Raw genomic sequence first — 14799 nt, 5'->3', positions numbered from 1 at the left:
CCTCCCGCAGCGCATCCAGCCCTTCCCCGCTGCGGGCCGAGACCGCCAGCGGCGCCACGCCGCCGATCTCCGCCGGGGCGGACGCCAGGTCGGTCTTGTTGGCCACCACCACCGTGCCCGGCGCCACCATGGCCCGGGTGCCGGCATCCGGCGGCACATCGGCGGCGAAGACCGCGATCACCAGGTCCGCCTCCTCCGCCCGCCGCCGCGCCCGCCGAACGCCCTCGGCCTCGATCTCATCCGCCGTCTCCCGCAGCCCGGCGGTATCGGCCAGCAGCACCGGCACGCCGCCCAGTTCCAGCCGCACCTCCACCACGTCCCGCGTGGTGCCGGCGGTGGCGGAGACAATGGCGGCCTCCCGCCCCGCCAGGGCATTCAGCAGCGAGCTTTTGCCCGCATTGGGCGCGCCCAGGATGGCGGCCCAGAGCCCTTCCCGCAGCCGCTCCCCCCGCCCGCCATCATCCAGATGCCGGCGGATCTCGGCGGCCAGGGCGGCGGCACCGGCGCGCATCTCGTCCTCCAGGCTGTTGGGCAGCCCGTCCTCGGCGAATTCGATGGCGGCTTCCTGATGCGCCAGCAGCCGGGTCAGGCGCGTGGCCCAGCCGGCATAGCGCTCCGCCAGCGCGCCCCCGGCCTGCCGCAGCGCCTGCCGCCGCTGGGCGGCGGTCTCGGCATCGATCAGGTCAGCGATGCCCTCCGCTGCCGTCAGGTCCAGCCGGTTGTTCAGGAAGGCACGGCGGGTGAATTCCCCCGGCTCGGCCGGGCGGGCCCCGCAAACCAGCAGGGCGGCGCTGACGCCCTCCAGCACCGCGCGGCCGCCATGCAGGTGCAGTTCCGCCGAATCCTCACCCGTGTAGCTGCGCGGGCCGGGGAACCAGAGCACCAGCGCCTCGTCCAGCACTTCGCCGCTGGCGGGGGCGCGCAGCCGTCGCAGGCTGGCCATACGGGGCGGCGGCAGTCGCCCGGCCAGCCGTTGCAGCACCGCGCCGCAGCCGGTGCCGGACAGCCGCAGCACCGCGATGGCGGCCCGGCCCGCGCCGGAAGCCAGGGCGAAGATGGTATCGGTCATGCAGCTCCGTCCGCGCGAAAGGCCCGGGGGAGGCAGCGGCGGAAGGCAACCCGCCTCCCCTCCCCGCGCGGCCGGGCTGGATGGCGCGGGATGTGGGCCGGCCGGCCGCCGCTGGCAACCGGCGGCGGCTCAGTCCTTGGGCGGCTTGGGGGGCGGCACGTCCCGCTCGGTCAGCATCAGCCGCCGGGCGCGGCCGCCGCGCACCAGATGCGCCGTCAGGATCTCATCCACGTCATCCCGCGTTTCGGCGCGGTACCAGATGCCTTCGGGGTAGATCACCATGGTGGGGCCGAATTCGCAGCGGTCCAGGCAGCCGGCGGTGTTCACCCGCACGCCCTTCAGGCCGAGTTCCTTGGCGCGGGCCTTCATGTAGTCCTTCAGCGCCTCGCTGCCGCGCGCGGCGCAGGAGCCACGGCGGTGCCCCTCGGGCCGCCGGTTGCAGCAGACAAAGACATGCGCCTGGAACCAGGGCGGCGGATCGGCTTCGGGCGCGGGCTCGATATCGGCCATGCGGCATTCTCCTTGGCAGGGGCGCGGAGACTAGCACCGCCTGCCCGGCGGCGCTGCCGGCGGCGGAAGCGCAAAGGGCCGCCCGGTGATCCCGGGCGGCCCTGCTGCAGCGGCAGGCTGGCGGCGGTGCCGCGCAGGCCTGGATCAGTAGCCGCCGGAGCTGTTGCCGGTGGCGCGGTCCAGCGCCCGGCCGGCGGCGGTGCCCGGCGGGTTGGCGCGCGTGCCATCGGACTGGGAAGGATAGGCGCCCGAGGTGTTGGTGCCCGCGGCGCGGTCCAGCGCCCGGGTGGTGGCGGTGCCCGGCGGGTTGGCGCGCGTGCCATCGGACTGGGAAGGATAGGCGCCCGAGGTGTTGGTGCCCGCGGCGCGGTCCAGCGCCCGGGTGCTCTCGGTGCCCGGCGGGTTGCCGGGAGTGCCGTCGGACTGCGCCGGGTAAGCGCCGGAAGTATTGGTGCCCGCGGCGCGGTCCACCGCGCGGGTGGCGGAATTGTTGGTGTTGTCGCAGGCCGCCAAGCCCAGCATCAGGGCAGAAGCGGCAATGGTGGACAGGATCGCGCGCTGGCGCAGCATGGCGAGAACTCCCTCTGATATGGCCTGTCATCGTACGGCCGTGCTTCCGACAACGCCGTCATCTGGCGTGGGTTCCACCATGGCAGTGAAAAATGCAGCGCTTACGCAGCAGGAAACCCGGCGTCGGGCGAGGCGTTGCTTGCCCGCAACAGCTCCGCCACGCGCCTGAAACAAGGGTGGGCGCAGCAGGGGCTTTCATTTGTTCCAGTTCACGCCTGCCAAGAACCGTCGAGGAGTTTCTTCATGACGATCCAACGCCGTACCCTGCTCGGTGCCACCTTAGGCGCGACGCTCGCCGCCCCCGCCGTGCTGCGCGCGCAGGTCGCTTCCATGAGCGACATCGCCAATACCCTGGCCAGCGTGCCGCAATTCTCCCGCTTCCTGGAGCTGGCGCAGCGGGGCGGCGAGCTTGTGCGGCTGCGCGGCACGCAGGACCTGACGCTCTTTGTGCCGGTGAACGAGGCGATCGACCGCCACCCGGCCCTGATGCAGGACCTGCTGGGCACCGAATCCGGCAACCAGGCCGGTGCCGCCGACCAGTTCCGCCTGGGCGCGCTGCTGACCCACCACATGGTGGCCGGCACCGTCACCAGCCAGAGCCTGGCCGGCACGGTGCGGGACATGCCCTCCATCAATGGCGGGCTGGTGCGGCTGGATGGCCGCAGCACGCCTGCCACCGTGGCCGTGGTGAAGGCCTCCGGCGGCGCCGGCAGCAACTTCGGCACCGGCGCGGGCGGGCAGAACCTGCAGCCGCCGGCCCGGTTCATCATGCCGGACCTGATGGCCAGCAACGGCGTCGTGCACGGCATCGACAACCTGCTGCTGCCTTGATCGCCAACCCGGCCTGCTCCTCCCCTGGAGCAGGCCGGCAGCGGCGGGCCAGGGGTCCGCCGTCATCACGACCCTGTCAGCCTCCGCCGCGCCACCCTGCCGCCCGGCGGCGCGATGCCGCACTTGCGAAGCGGCTGGCTAGCCCTGCGCGGCCGGCGGCCTCATGATGGACCATTCGTCTCTGTAGAAGTCTGAGGTCCATGGACGACGCCCGCGCGCCTGACACCCGTACTGCCCGTATCACCGCTGAGGAGGCGCTGGCCCTTCACGCCGAGGGAAAACCCGGCAAGCTGGAAATCCGGCTGACCAAGCCGCTGACCACCGCACGCGATCTCAGCCTCGCCTATTCCCCAGGCGTCGCCGAACCCTGCCTGCATATCCACCGCGACCCTTCCCTGGCCTATGACTACACGGCCAAGGGCAACATGGTGGCCGTCATCTCCAACGGCACGGCCGTGCTGGGGCTGGGCAACCTGGGCGCGCTGGCCGGCAAGCCGGTGATGGAAGGCAAGGCCGCGCTGTTCAAGCGCTTCGCCGATGTGGATTCCATCGACCTCTGCGTCTCCACCGAGGATGTGGACGAATTCGTCAATTCCGTCCGCTACCTCGGCCCCTCCTTCGGCGGCATCAACCTGGAGGACATCAAGGCACCGGAATGCTTCGTCATCGAGCAGCGCCTGCGCGAGCTGATGGACATCCCGGTCTTCCATGATGACCAGCATGGCACCGCCATCGTCGCCGCCGCCGGGCTGATCAATGCCTGCCACCTGACGGGGCGGGAGCTGAAGGACACCAGGCTCGTCATCAACGGCGCCGGCTCCGCCGCCATCGCCTGCGCCGAGCTGGTGAAGGCCATGGGCATGCGGCCCGAGAATATCCTGATGTGCGACACCAAGGGCGTGCTCTACCGTGGCCGCACCGAGGGCATGAACCAGTGGAAGTCGGCCCACGCCGTTTCCACCGACCGCCGCACGCTCTCCCAGGCCCTGGAAGGCGCCGATGCCTTCTTCGGCCTGTCCGTGAAGGGAGCGGTCACGCCCGCCATGGTGGCCAGCATGGCCAAGAACCCGATCATCTTCGCCATGGCCAACCCGGACCCCGAGATCACGCCGGACGAGGCGCGTGCCGTGCGCCCGGACGTGATCGTGGCCACCGGTCGCTCCGATTATCCCAACCAGGTCAACAATGTCCTGGGCTTTCCCTTCATCTTCCGCGGCGCGCTGGACGTGCGCGCCTCCACCATCAACGAGGCCATGAAGATCGCCGCCGCTGAGGCGCTGGCGATGCTGGCGCGCGAGGATGTGCCGGAGGAAGTGGCGGGCGCGGGCGGCGGCGCCGGGCTGCGCTTCGGCCCCGACTACATCATCCCGCATGCCTTCGACCCGCGCCTGATCTCCCATGTCTCCCCCGCCGTGGCCAAGGCGGCGATGGACAGCGGCGTCGCCCGCAAGCCGATCCTGGACATGCAGCGCTACGCGCGCGGCCTCGCCGGGCGTCTGGATGCCGGCATGGCGGCGCTGGAGGCGGTGACGGAGCGCGTGCGCGCCAATCCGCAGAAGGTGGTCTTCGCCGAGGGCGAGGAAGAGAAGGTCATCCGCGCCGCCATCGCCTTCCGCAACGCCGGCTATGGCACGCCGGTGCTGGTGGGGCGCGAGGAGCGGGTGCGCGAGACCGTGGCCGCGCTGGGCATCCCGCTGCCGGAGGGCATCGAGATCCATAATGCCCGCCTTTCCGACAGCAACCTGCGCTATGCCGAATGGCTCTATGCCCGGCAGCAGCGCCAGGGCCTGCTGTTCCGCGACTGCCAGCGGCTGGTCAACCAGGACCGCAATGTCTTCGCCGCCTGCATGGTGGCGCTGGGCGATGCGGATGCCATGGTCAGCGGCGTCACCCGCTCCTTCAGCGTGACGCTGGAAGGCGTGACGCGCGCGGTGGATGCCATCCCCGGCCGGGCGCTCTTCGGCCTGACGGTGCTGCTGAGCCGCACCGCCGGCACCACGCTGATCGCCGATACCGCCATCCATGAGCGGCCGGATGCGGAGACCCTGGCGCAGATCGCCAAGGGTGCCGCCGCCGCCGCCAGCCGGATGGGGCTGGAGCCGCGCGTGGCCTTCCTTTCCTTCTCCAACTTCGGCGACCCGGGCGGCACCATCGTCAGCCCGGTGCGGGAGGCGGTGAAGCTGCTGGACGAGCGTGGCGTGGACTTCGAATACGATGGCGAGATGGGCGCCGACGTGGCGCTGGACCCGCAGTTGCGCGCCCTCTACCCCTTCTGCCGCCTCAGCGGCCCGGCCAATGTGCTGGTGATGCCGGGGCTGCACGCCGCCCATATCCTCTCCAAGGCGGTGCCGCGCCTGACCAGCGCCACCACTCTGGGCCCGATCCTGGTGGGGCTGGAGCATCCGGTGCAGATCGCCAGCATGGGCGCCAGCGTGAACCAGATTCTGGATATGGCCTGCTTCGCCGCGCATGGTGCGGTGATGAAGGACTGAGCCAGGCCGGCACCGTAATCGCCGGCGCGAATACCGACCATCGCCCCACCCAATTGGCAGGGCGATGGCGGCGGCGCGATAGAGGTTCGGAGGGCGCGGCTGCGCCCTGTGGATCTCCAGGAGGAACAGCCATGTTCCGTGCTTCGATGGTGGCCGCCGCCCTTTTGGCTGGCGTCCTGGCCGGTGGCGCCGCGCAGGCCCAGCAGGTCGTGAACCAGGGCGAGCAGTTCGAGGTGCATTACTCCGCCGGCTATACCGGCAATATTGTGGGTGGCGGCAAGGTGCTGCGCACGCTCGGCGAGACACCGAGCGTCATCTATTCCGCGCCCCTGCACTCCTTGCCGCCCCCGGGCATTCCCTACCAGCCGGGCGGGGAGGACCCCGATGTGGTGTATCTGCCGTACCGCCATGATCCAGCCAGCACCTCGCCGGGCTGACCGGCGTTGAGGCCAGCCCTTGGACCGGACAGCCCTTCCCTCGTTTTTGCACTCCTACCCGCATATGGCACGGCGCCGTCACGGACCAGCCATGCATTATGGGGATAAATCCTGGCACATCATGTCACGGATGCATGATCATCGCCTGAGCGAATACTTGGCATTGGCATGGCTGATTGGAAAGATGCGCGTGGAGCGCATAGATATCGGCCAACGGAAGCGATGAGCTTCACCAAGCCAAAGGATCTACACCATGTTCCGCTCTGCCATTCTTTCCGCCGCCCTCCTTATGGCCGGCCTCGCCGGCGCCGCCCAGGCGCAGGAGCTGCAGGTCATCAACCAGGGTGAGCAATTCGCGGTGCAATACCCCGCTGGCCATACCGGCAACATCGTGGGCGGCGGCGCCGTGCGCGTGGCCGGCCAGGGTGAGAGCCAGCAGATCGCCCATCTCGACAGCCGCTTTGTTGAGCCTTCGGCCGGCATCCCGGTCTTTGTTGGCGGCAGCGAGGGCTACGTGGCCTATCTGCCTGTGGAGCAGGCGCAGCAGCTGGCCCATCGCTAAGGGCTGACACCACGGGCGGCCACGGCCGCTTCGTTCCGCAAGGGCCGGCTTCCCGCCAGGGGGCCGGCCCTTTCGTTATGCCTGGAGCACTTCACCCGGCCACGCGTTCGCACCCGCCCCGGATCGGCGTCAGGGCGCGTCCCGCAGCAGGCAGAACATCAGCTCGTGCTTGTTATGCGCGCCGTGGAAGAGCTGCGCGCCAGGGATGGCTGCGAAGGCGGCGGCGGTGTCATGGTCCGTCTCCCCCTGGAACTTCAGGGTGCAGACGAAATTGCGGGCGCGGCCGGCCTCCATCCAGCGCCGCACCAGCCCCAGCAGGCGGGCCGGGTAGCAGATGATGTCGCTGAACAGCCAATCCACCGCCGGCTGCTTTTCCGGCTCCAGCCCAAAGGCGCTTTCGGTGCGGATGGCGACATTGGGCAGCGCGGCCACGGCCGGGTCCATCCGCGCCTTGTCCACCGCCACCACCTGGCAGCCCAGTTGCGCCAGTGCCCAGGTCCAGCCGCCCGGCGCGGCGCCGAGGTCCAGCACCGTCTCCCCCGGCCCCGGCCAGCGGCCGATGCGCGTCAGCGCTTCCCACAGCTTCAGATAGGCGCGGGAGGGCGGGCCCTCGCGGTCTTCCTCGAAGCGCACGGCGCCATTCAGGAAGGGGCTGGTCTTGGTGGGGCTGGCCAGCATCCGGTCGGGTGCCAGCAGCGTCCAGGCGCCCAGGTGGCCGGTGGGCGCCGGTTCCGGGAAATGCAGCGCGCGCGCCTTCACCGGCGGCAGCGCCGCCTCGATCAGCGCGGCACGACGATGGAAGGCGGCGGCATAGAGCGACCAGTTGCGCTGGATACCCCGCAGCGCCGTGGCGGCGGATTTGATGGAGGCCACCGGCATCTCGCGCGGATCAGTCCAGGTATCCAGCGCCCAGGCGGCGGGCACGGGCGGTGCCTCGGACAGCGCCAGCAACCCATGCCAGGCGGCGATGGCGATGCCGGCGCGGCGCAGTTCCTCCTCCAGCTCCCGCTCGAAACCCTCGGCGGCGAGATAGGCGCTGCGCGGCGTCATGCCCGGCGCCCCGCCGCCAGGGCCAGCAACAGCCAGGCCAGCATCAGCAGGGTTCCCCCGAGAGGCGCGACGCTGCCCAGGGAGCCGCCGGTCAGGGCCCGCCACCACACCGCGCCGCAGAAGCAGAGCGTGCCCAGAACAAAGCCGCCGCCGGCCAGATGCGCCAGCCAGCCGCGTCGGTGCCCGGCCAGCAATCCGGTGGCCAGCAGCGCCAGGGCGTGCCAGCCCTGCATGGTCAGGGCGCTGGAAGCCAGGGCTGCCTGCGCCGGGTCCAGCCCATGCGCCGCCCAGGCGGAAAGCCCCACCGCCACGCCGCCCGAGAGCGCGCCCAGCACCAGCCACAGGCGGTCCATCACGCGGCCTCCCGCAGCGGCAGGCGGATGGCGGGGCGCGTGGACTCGTCCGGCACCCAGCCGCCCTCGCCCCGCCGGAAGAGCGGAGTGGCGAAGGCGGCGGCCACCGGCACGTCATCCGGCCATTCCGCACGCCAGCGGTCTCCCTGCGCCATGGCGACGCAAAGCCCCACCGGCCGCACCCCCACTTTGCCCAGCAGCGCCAGCCCGGCATGGGCGGAGGAGCCGGTGCTGATCACGTCATCCACCAGCAGCACGCGGCGGCCTCGCAGGCGGGGCAGCAGGCGCGGGTCCAGCCACATCCGCCGGGCATCCGGCGCGGTGGAGGAGGAGGTGGGCACCGAGAGCGCCTCCTCGTACCATTTCTTGCGGGAATAGCCGGGGGCGACCCAGTTGGAATGGCCCAGCGCCTCGGCCACCGGCGCGCCGAAGACATGGCCCAGCGTCGGCAGGCCCACCACCACCTCGGCCCCGAGGTCCCGCGCGGCCTCCGCCATCCAGGCGCAGACCGGGCGCAGCACGGCAAAGGACGCCTGGTTGGCGATGAAGCCGGTCACGGCCACGGCGCCGTAGTCGCGCAGCGGCAGGTGCAGCCAGCGCCCGTCCGGCATGGCAGCGGGGGCGGCCGCCGTGAAGGGCGGCGGCAGCGGCGCGGCCTCGTAGCGCTGCCAGAATTCGGGGGCCTGTTCCATGCCGCGCGGATGGCACAGCGCGCGGCAAGATGCCAGTGCTCTATGCCTGGGGTGGCGGCTGGCGCGTCCCGAAGCGGCCTTCCTCGGCCTTGTTGATGTATTGCGAGCAGACCAGCCAGCCCTTGAAAGGCCGCAGCAGCAGGACGGAAGAGACCAGCAGCAGCGGAAAGGTGGTCAGCAGATGCACCCAGAAGGGCGGCTCGTGGCCCAGCTCCAGCCAGATGGCGAAGATGGTGACCGGCACCGCCACGATGGACATCACGAAAAAGGCCGGTCCATCGGCCGGGTCGGCGAAGGACATGTCGAGGCCGCAGTGGTCGCAACGCTTGGCCAGCTTCAGGAAACCCGCGAAGATATGCCCCTTGCCGCAGCGCGGGCAGCGGCCACGAATGCCCAGGGACATGGGCGTCTCACCCGGCGGCAGCCGGTGTTCGGGTGTCTCGGCCATGGTTGGTATCCTCCCTTCCGCGACGTGGCGGATGTGGAACGCCATGGCCCCGTCCTCCGTCACGCGCCAGCCTGATCCCGAAGCGAAGGTGAATTTCCTGCAACCTGCTCCATCACCTCGCGTTGGCGCGAGAAGTGGCCGCGGGGGTTTGAGTGCATCGGGAGCTTTGCAGGCGGGGAGCATGGCTGCTGCCACTGGTGCTGGCCGCGTGCGATGGCCCGCAATCGGCGTTGGCCCCGGCGGGGCATGAGGCGGAAGCGGTCTCCCAGCTCTTCTGGTGGATGGCCGGCGCGAGCCTGGTGCTCTGGGTGCTGGTGGTGGGCCTCTCCTTCTACGCCAGCCGCCGGCGGGAGCGGCCCTGGCCGGCGCGGCGGGCGGCGCGGCTGATCCTGGTCTGTGGCGCGCTGTTGCCCACGCTGCTGCTGGCGGCCCTGCTGGTCTTCGGCCTGCGGCTGATGCCGGAACTGCGCGCCCCCGGGGATGGGCTGCGGGTGGAGGTGGAGGGCCAGCAGTTCTGGTGGCGCGTGCGCTACGTGCTTCCCGATGGCCGGCGTTTCGAGACGGCCAACGAGGTTCGCCTGCCTGTCGGGCAGCGCACCGAGTTCCTTCTGACGGCGCAGGACGTGATCCATTCCTTCTGGATTCCGAGCCTGGGTGGCAAGATGGATGCGATCCCCGGCACCACCAACCGCCTGGTGCTGGAGCCGACGCAGACCGGCCGCTTCCGCGGCGCCTGCGCCGAGTTCTGCGGAGCCTCCCATGCCCTGATGGCCATGTCGGTCGAGGTGATGGAGCCCGAGGCCTTCACCGCCTGGGTCGAGCGCGAATCCGGCGCGGCCACGGCCAGCACCGATGGGGGCGCGGCGCTCTTCCTGGCACGCGGCTGCGGCGCCTGCCACACCGTGCGCGGCACCGCGGCGGCCGGGCGCGTCGGGCCGGACCTGACGCATCTGGGCGCGCGGCCCACCATCGCCGCCGGCATCCTGCCCAATAGCCCCGAGAATATCGACCGCTTCATCCGCGAGACGCAGGCCATCAAGCCGGCCGCGCGCATGCCTTCCTTCGGTATGCTGCCGCCGGCCGAGAGTGCCGCCATCGCCACCTGGCTGGGATCGCTGCGATGAGCGAGCAATTGCGCAAGGAACAGGAAGAGCGGCTGGAGCGCGTCTGGGCCTCCCCGCCCGGCTGGCGCTACTGGTCGGCGGTGAACAATACCGAGGTCGGGCGCTGGTACACGCTGACCGCCTTCGGCTTCTTCCTGTTTGCCGGTGCCCTGGCGCTGCTGGTGCGGGCGCAGCTGGCGGTGCCGGACAACACGCTGATCCCGGCGCCGCTCTACAACCAGCTCTTCACCCTGCACGGCACGGCGATGATGTTTCTCTTCGCTGTGCCGATCTTCGAGGCCGTGGCCATCCTGCTGCTGCCCACCATGCTGGCAGCGCGCGACCTGCCCTTCCCGCGCCTTTCGGCCTTTGGCTACTGGTGCTTCCTGATCGGCGGCGTCTTCGTCTGCGGATCGATCTTCTTCAATGCCGCGCCGGACGGGGGATGGTTCATGTATCCCCCGCTCACCACCGACCCGAAGCTCTCCGGCATCGGCGCCGATATCTGGCTGCTGGGCCTTTCCTTCATCGAGGTCGCCTCCATCGCCGCCGCGGTGGAGCTGATCGTCGGCGTGCTGAAGTGCCGGCCGCCCGGCATGCGCATCAACACCATCCCGCTCTATTGCTGGTACGTGCTGATCGTGGGCGGGATGATCCTCTTCGCCTTTCCGCCGCTGATCGCCGGCGACATCCTCTTCGAGCTGGAGCGGATGGCGGACTGGCCCTTCTTCGACCCCGCGCGCGGCGGCGACCCGCTGCTCTGGCAGCACCTCTTCTGGATCTTCGGCCACCCCGAGGTCTACATCATCTTCCTGCCCTCCATCGCCCTGATGGCGATGCTGGTGCCGACCTTCGCCCGCCGGAAGATCATCGGCTATTCCTGGATCGTGCTGGCCGCCGTGGGCACCGGCTTCCTGAGCTTCGGGCTCTGGGTGCACCACATGTTCACCACGGGGCTGCCGGCCATCTCGCTGGGCTTCTTCTCGGCGGCCTCCGAGGCGGTGGCCATCCCGACCGGCGTACAGATCTTCGTCTTCATCGCCACCATGCTGGCCGGGCGCGTGGTCTTCACGGTGCCGATGCTCTTCGCCGCCGGCTCGCTGGCCATCTTCGTCATCGGCGGGCTGACGGGCGTCATGGTCGCCATCGCGCCCTTCGACTGGCAGGCGCATGACAGCTACTTCGTGGTGGCGCACCTGCACTACGTGCTGATCGGCGGCATGCTGCTGCCGCTGCTGGCCGGGGCCTATTACTACGTGCCGCTGGTGACGGGGAAAAAGCTCTCCGACCGCCTGGGCAAGTGGGTCTTCTGGCTCATGTTCGCCGGCTTCAACATCGGCTTCATGCCGATGCACTTCACCGGGCTGCGCGGCATGCCGCGCCGTGTCTTCACCTATCCCTCCGGCATTGGCTGGGACTGGCTGAACCTCGTCTCCACCCTCGGCGCCTTCATCTTCGCCACCGGCGTGCTGCTGTTTGCCTGGGACCTGCTCTGGGGCATCCGCAAGCGCGAGACCGTATCGCGCAACCCCTGGAATGCCGGCACGCTGGAATGGCTGAACCCGCTGCCCGGCCCCGATTTCGGCGTGCGCAGCGTGCCCGAGGTCGCTTCCCGCTACCCGCTCTGGGACCAGCCGGACCTGCCGCGCGAGGTGGACGAGGGCCGCTGGTACCTGCCCGATGCCGAGGAAGGCCAGCGCGAGACCATGGTGACCTCGGTGCTGGACAGCCACCCCATCCAATGCCTGCGGGTGCCCGGCAACAGCTTCATGCCGATGATCTGCGCCATCCTGATCGGCGCCAGCTTCATCGCCACCACCTACCACCTCTACTGGACCGCACTGGGCTTCGGCATCGCCGGCATGTTCGGCATCATGACCTGGCTCTGGCGCGGCACCGCCATGATCCCGGAGAAGGAGGAGAAGATGGTGGGGCGTGGCCTCACCCTGCCCCTCTACATCTCCGGCCACCGCTCGGTCGGCTGGTGGGCCATGTTCATCACCATGTTCGGCGACATGACGGCCTTCGCCAGCCTGGTCTTCAGCTATTTCTATTACTGGACCATCCACGAGGTCTTCCCGCCGCTTGGCCCGGATGGCGCGCCGATGGGCCCCGGCCTGCTCTGGCCGGCCGTCGCCTTCGGGCTGCTGGCCCTGGCCTGGGGCGCCATGCTCTGGGCCCGGGCGCGCAATACCGCCGGCAGCGCCATGGGGCTGCGCCTCGGCCTCGGCATCGGCGTCCTGGCGGCGCTGGGCAGCGGCGCGGCCATGCTCTGGGCCCCCTGGCAGGCCGGGCTGGCGCCCACCACCCATGTCTATCCCGCCGCCGTCTGGGTGCTGCTGATCTGGGCGGCGCTGCATCTGGCGCTCGGCGTGGTGATGCAGGGCTACTGCATGGCCCGCTCGCTCGCCGGCAAGCTGACCACGCGCTGGGACATCGATATCCACAACGTGGTGCTCTACTGGCACTTCGCCGCCATCACGGGCCTGGTGACGCTGGCCGTCACCGCCCTCTTCCCCCTGCTGGCCTGAGGGAGCGCGCCATGGTCATCCGCATCCGCGACAAGGCCGATCTCTGGACGCTGCTGATGCCGCCCACGATCTGGGCGCTGCATTTCCTGTTCTGCTACCTCGTCGCCGCCGTGCATTGCGCCAAGGAAGGCGGCATCAACCTGACCGAGCCTTCCTCCGGCGTCAGCTTCGCGCCCATCGGTGAGGTGCGGCCGCTGGTGGCGATCGGCACGGCGGTGGCGCTGGCCCTCATCCTGGTCTCCGCCTGGCAGGCCTGGCGCCACTGGGGCGCCGGCACCGAGGACCCGCCGCATGACGCCGCCACGCCCGAGGACCGGCAGCACTTCCTCGGCCTGGCCACCCTGCTGCTCTCCGGCCTCAGCTTCGCCAGCGTCATCTTCATCGCCCTGCCGGCCTTCCTGATCACGGATTGCCGCTGATGGCGGGCACGGCTCTGCCCGCCGGGCTGCTGGTGCTGGCCCTGGCCTGGGGTGGGCCGGTCTGGCTGCTGCTGGGGCCGAGCTTCACCGGCGGCATGGTGATGCATATGGCGGTGGTGGCCATCGCCGCGCCAATGCTGGCCATCGGCCTCACCGGCACGCGCTGGGACCTGACGCGGCGCCACCCGGTGCTGCTGGGGCCGCTGGCGGCCTCCCTGCTGGAATTTCTCGCCGTCTGGGGCTGGCACCTGCCGGGGCCGCATGAGGCCGCGCGCGCCGCCTTCCCCTTCCTGGTGCTGGAGCAGGGCTCCTTCCTGCTGACCGGACTGCTGGTCTGGCTCTCCTGCCTCGGGGCCGAGGGGGAGCGGCGCGGCGGCGGCATCGTCGCGCTGCTGCTGACCTCCATGCACATGACCCTGCTGGGTGCGCTGCTGACCCTGGCCCCCCGCCCGCTTTACAACCACGAGGCCTGCCTGGGCCTGACGGTGCTGGAGGACCAGAGCCTGGGCGGCGTGGTGATGCTGCTGGTGGGCGGCGCCGCTTATCTGGCCGGCGGGCTGATCCTGGCCGCCCGGCTGCTGGGCCCGGAGCGGGAGGACCCTGCCGCATGCTGATCCGCGTCACCTGGCGCCGCGCCGCCCTGGCCCTGCTGGCCCTGGTGGCCGGCGCGCTGCTCTTCGCCTGGTCCGGGCTCTTCAACATCGCGGCCTCGGGCGGGCATTGGGCCATCACCAACTGGGCGCTGCACTGGGTGATGAGCAGTTCCGTCCGCACCCATGCCCTGCTGGTGGAAGCGCCGCCGCCGCTGGACGACATGGCCCTGAAGGCCCGCGGCGCCGGCCATTACGCCAGCGGCTGCGCCCCCTGCCATGGCGCGCCGGGGGAGCCGCAGAACCCCATCATCCAGCGCAGCACGCCGCGCCCACCGGACTTCTCGGACAGCCTGGATGACTGGACGCCGAAGGAGCTGTTCCGCATCGTCCAGCACGGCGTGCGCTATACCGGCATGCCCGCCTGGATCGTGCCGGAGCGGCGGGACGAGGTCTGGGCCATGGTGGCCTTCCTGGAGGCCCTGCGGGACATGCAGCCGGAGGAATACCGCCGCCTGGCCTATGGGGCCGAGACGCCGCGGCGGCCGCCTGGCGCCAATGCCGGCATTGGCGGGCTGGGCACGCCGCCCGCTGAGGTGCTGGCCGACTGTGCTCGCTGCCACAACCGCGACGGCCAGGGGCGGGACGGTGCCGCCTTCCCCGTCATCGCGGGGCAGAACGAGGCTTACCTGTTGCAGGCTTTGCGTGCCTTTGCCGATGGCAGCCGCCACAGCGGCATCATGCAGCCCCCGGCCGCCCGGGCAGGCGACGAGGCCCTGCGCGCCCTGGCCGCCCATTACGCCGCCCAGCCGCGCCAGCCGGTGCCGCAGAGCTTCGACCCGGCCCTGCTGGCGGAGGGCGAGCGCATCGCCCGCCAGGGCATGCCGGAGAACCAGCTCCCCGCCTGCCTCTCCTGCCACGGGGCGGAGGCGCTTGCGCGCAACCCATCCTGGCCCCGGCTGGATGGCCAGCACGCGCCCTATCTGGAGGGGCAACTGGCCTTGTGGCGGGAAGGCCCGCGCGGTGGCGGCCCTTACCACCGCATCATGCAGACCGTGGCCAGCCGCCTGACGCCGGAGCAGGCCCACGCCGTCTCCGCCTGGTTCGCCTCGCAGGGTGGCGGCCGGTAAGGGGCCGCGCCC

The 14799-nt window shown here is 70.7% G+C and carries 16 protein-coding genes; 9 read left to right on the top strand and 7 right to left on the bottom strand.

The genetic code is table 11. The features are described from left to right. The 3 genes from mnmE to IBL25_RS09075 all read right to left on the bottom strand — a co-directional run. Positions 1–1069: tRNA uridine-5-carboxymethylaminomethyl(34) synthesis GTPase MnmE (mnmE, locus tag IBL25_RS09085; RefSeq protein WP_187778234.1), on the bottom strand; the 1069-nt coding region annotated here is incomplete at its 3' end. Between the two features lie 129 nt (positions 1070–1198). Next, positions 1199–1579, bottom strand: coding sequence for a (2Fe-2S) ferredoxin domain-containing protein (locus IBL25_RS09080; protein WP_187778233.1), 381 nt, complete (start codon positions 1577–1579; stop codon positions 1199–1201). Between the two features lie 144 nt (positions 1580–1723). Further along, positions 1724–2149 (bottom strand): hypothetical protein, encoded by a 426-nt coding sequence (locus IBL25_RS09075; RefSeq protein WP_187778232.1) that lies wholly within the window; start codon positions 2147–2149, stop codon positions 1724–1726. Positions 2150–2392: 243 nt separating this feature from the next. On the opposite strand from IBL25_RS09075, the gene IBL25_RS09070 reads away from it, so the two are divergent. From IBL25_RS09070 to IBL25_RS09055, 4 genes are all read left to right on the top strand, one after another. Beyond that, on the top strand, positions 2393–2980 hold the full coding sequence (locus IBL25_RS09070; RefSeq protein ID WP_187778231.1) for a fasciclin domain-containing protein: 588 nt from the start codon (positions 2393–2395) through the stop codon (positions 2978–2980). A 200-nt stretch (positions 2981–3180) separates the two neighbouring features. Further along, positions 3181–5472, top strand: a complete 2292-nt coding sequence (locus tag IBL25_RS09065; protein WP_187778230.1) for an NADP-dependent malic enzyme — start codon at positions 3181–3183, stop codon at positions 5470–5472. Between the two features lie 131 nt (positions 5473–5603). Next, a complete protein-coding gene (locus IBL25_RS09060; protein ID WP_187778229.1) occupies positions 5604–5909 on the top strand; it encodes a hypothetical protein in 306 nt (101 codons plus the stop codon). Between the two features lie 253 nt (positions 5910–6162). After that, the gene (locus IBL25_RS09055) at positions 6163–6471 is read left to right on the top strand and encodes a hypothetical protein (RefSeq protein ID WP_187778228.1); all 309 of its coding nucleotides are present in this window, start codon (positions 6163–6165) and stop codon (positions 6469–6471) included. A gap of 129 nt (positions 6472–6600) precedes the next feature. Here the strand turns inward: IBL25_RS09055 and IBL25_RS09050 are convergent, their stop codons facing one another. From IBL25_RS09050 to IBL25_RS09035, 4 genes are read right to left on the bottom strand one after another with little or no spacing between them, the layout of a single operon-like run. Continuing rightward, complete coding sequence (locus tag IBL25_RS09050; RefSeq protein ID WP_187778227.1) at positions 6601–7521, bottom strand: SAM-dependent methyltransferase; 921 nt, start codon at positions 7519–7521, stop codon at positions 6601–6603. Continuing rightward, on the bottom strand, positions 7518–7874 hold the full coding sequence (locus IBL25_RS09045; protein WP_187778226.1) for a DUF423 domain-containing protein: 357 nt from the start codon (positions 7872–7874) through the stop codon (positions 7518–7520). Before IBL25_RS09045 ends, IBL25_RS09050 begins: the two co-directional genes overlap by 4 nt. Beyond that, the gene (locus IBL25_RS09040; RefSeq protein WP_187778225.1) at positions 7874–8566 is read right to left on the bottom strand and encodes a phosphoribosyltransferase; all 693 of its coding nucleotides are present in this window, start codon (positions 8564–8566) and stop codon (positions 7874–7876) included. The genes IBL25_RS09045 and IBL25_RS09040 overlap by 1 nt, the downstream gene beginning before the upstream one ends. 40 nt (positions 8567–8606) lie before the next feature. Further along, complete coding sequence (locus IBL25_RS09035) at positions 8607–9014, bottom strand: DUF983 domain-containing protein (protein WP_187778224.1); 408 nt, start codon at positions 9012–9014, stop codon at positions 8607–8609. A 197-nt stretch (positions 9015–9211) separates the two neighbouring features. On the opposite strand from IBL25_RS09035, the gene coxB reads away from it, so the two are divergent. The 5 genes from coxB to IBL25_RS09010 are packed head-to-tail and all read left to right on the top strand — an operon-like array spanning position 9212 to position 14787. Then, the gene (gene coxB / locus IBL25_RS09030) at positions 9212–10138 is read left to right on the top strand and encodes a cytochrome c oxidase subunit II (RefSeq protein ID WP_367615582.1); all 927 of its coding nucleotides are present in this window, start codon (positions 9212–9214) and stop codon (positions 10136–10138) included. Further along, positions 10135–12648 (top strand): cytochrome c oxidase subunit I, encoded by a 2514-nt coding sequence (gene ctaD / locus IBL25_RS09025; RefSeq protein WP_187778222.1) that lies wholly within the window; start codon positions 10135–10137, stop codon positions 12646–12648. Before coxB ends, ctaD begins: the two co-directional genes overlap by 4 nt. Before the next feature lie 11 nt (positions 12649–12659). Further along, positions 12660–13067, top strand: a complete 408-nt coding sequence (locus tag IBL25_RS09020) for a hypothetical protein (RefSeq protein WP_187778221.1) — start codon at positions 12660–12662, stop codon at positions 13065–13067. Continuing rightward, a complete protein-coding gene (locus IBL25_RS09015) occupies positions 13067–13681 on the top strand; it encodes a cytochrome c oxidase assembly protein (RefSeq protein WP_187778220.1) in 615 nt (204 codons plus the stop codon). Before IBL25_RS09020 ends, IBL25_RS09015 begins: the two co-directional genes overlap by 1 nt. Further along, positions 13675–14787 (top strand): c-type cytochrome, encoded by a 1113-nt coding sequence (locus IBL25_RS09010; RefSeq protein ID WP_187778219.1) that lies wholly within the window; start codon positions 13675–13677, stop codon positions 14785–14787. The genes IBL25_RS09015 and IBL25_RS09010 overlap by 7 nt, the downstream gene beginning before the upstream one ends. The last annotated feature ends 12 nt before the right edge of the window (positions 14788–14799 follow it).

The organism is Pseudoroseomonas ludipueritiae (assembly GCF_014490445.1).
In the GTDB taxonomy this organism is placed as follows: Bacteria; Pseudomonadota; Alphaproteobacteria; order Acetobacterales; family Acetobacteraceae; genus Pseudoroseomonas; species Pseudoroseomonas ludipueritiae.
The sequence above is the reverse complement of the archived record's forward strand: the minus strand, read 5'-3'. Positions and strand labels throughout refer to the sequence as shown.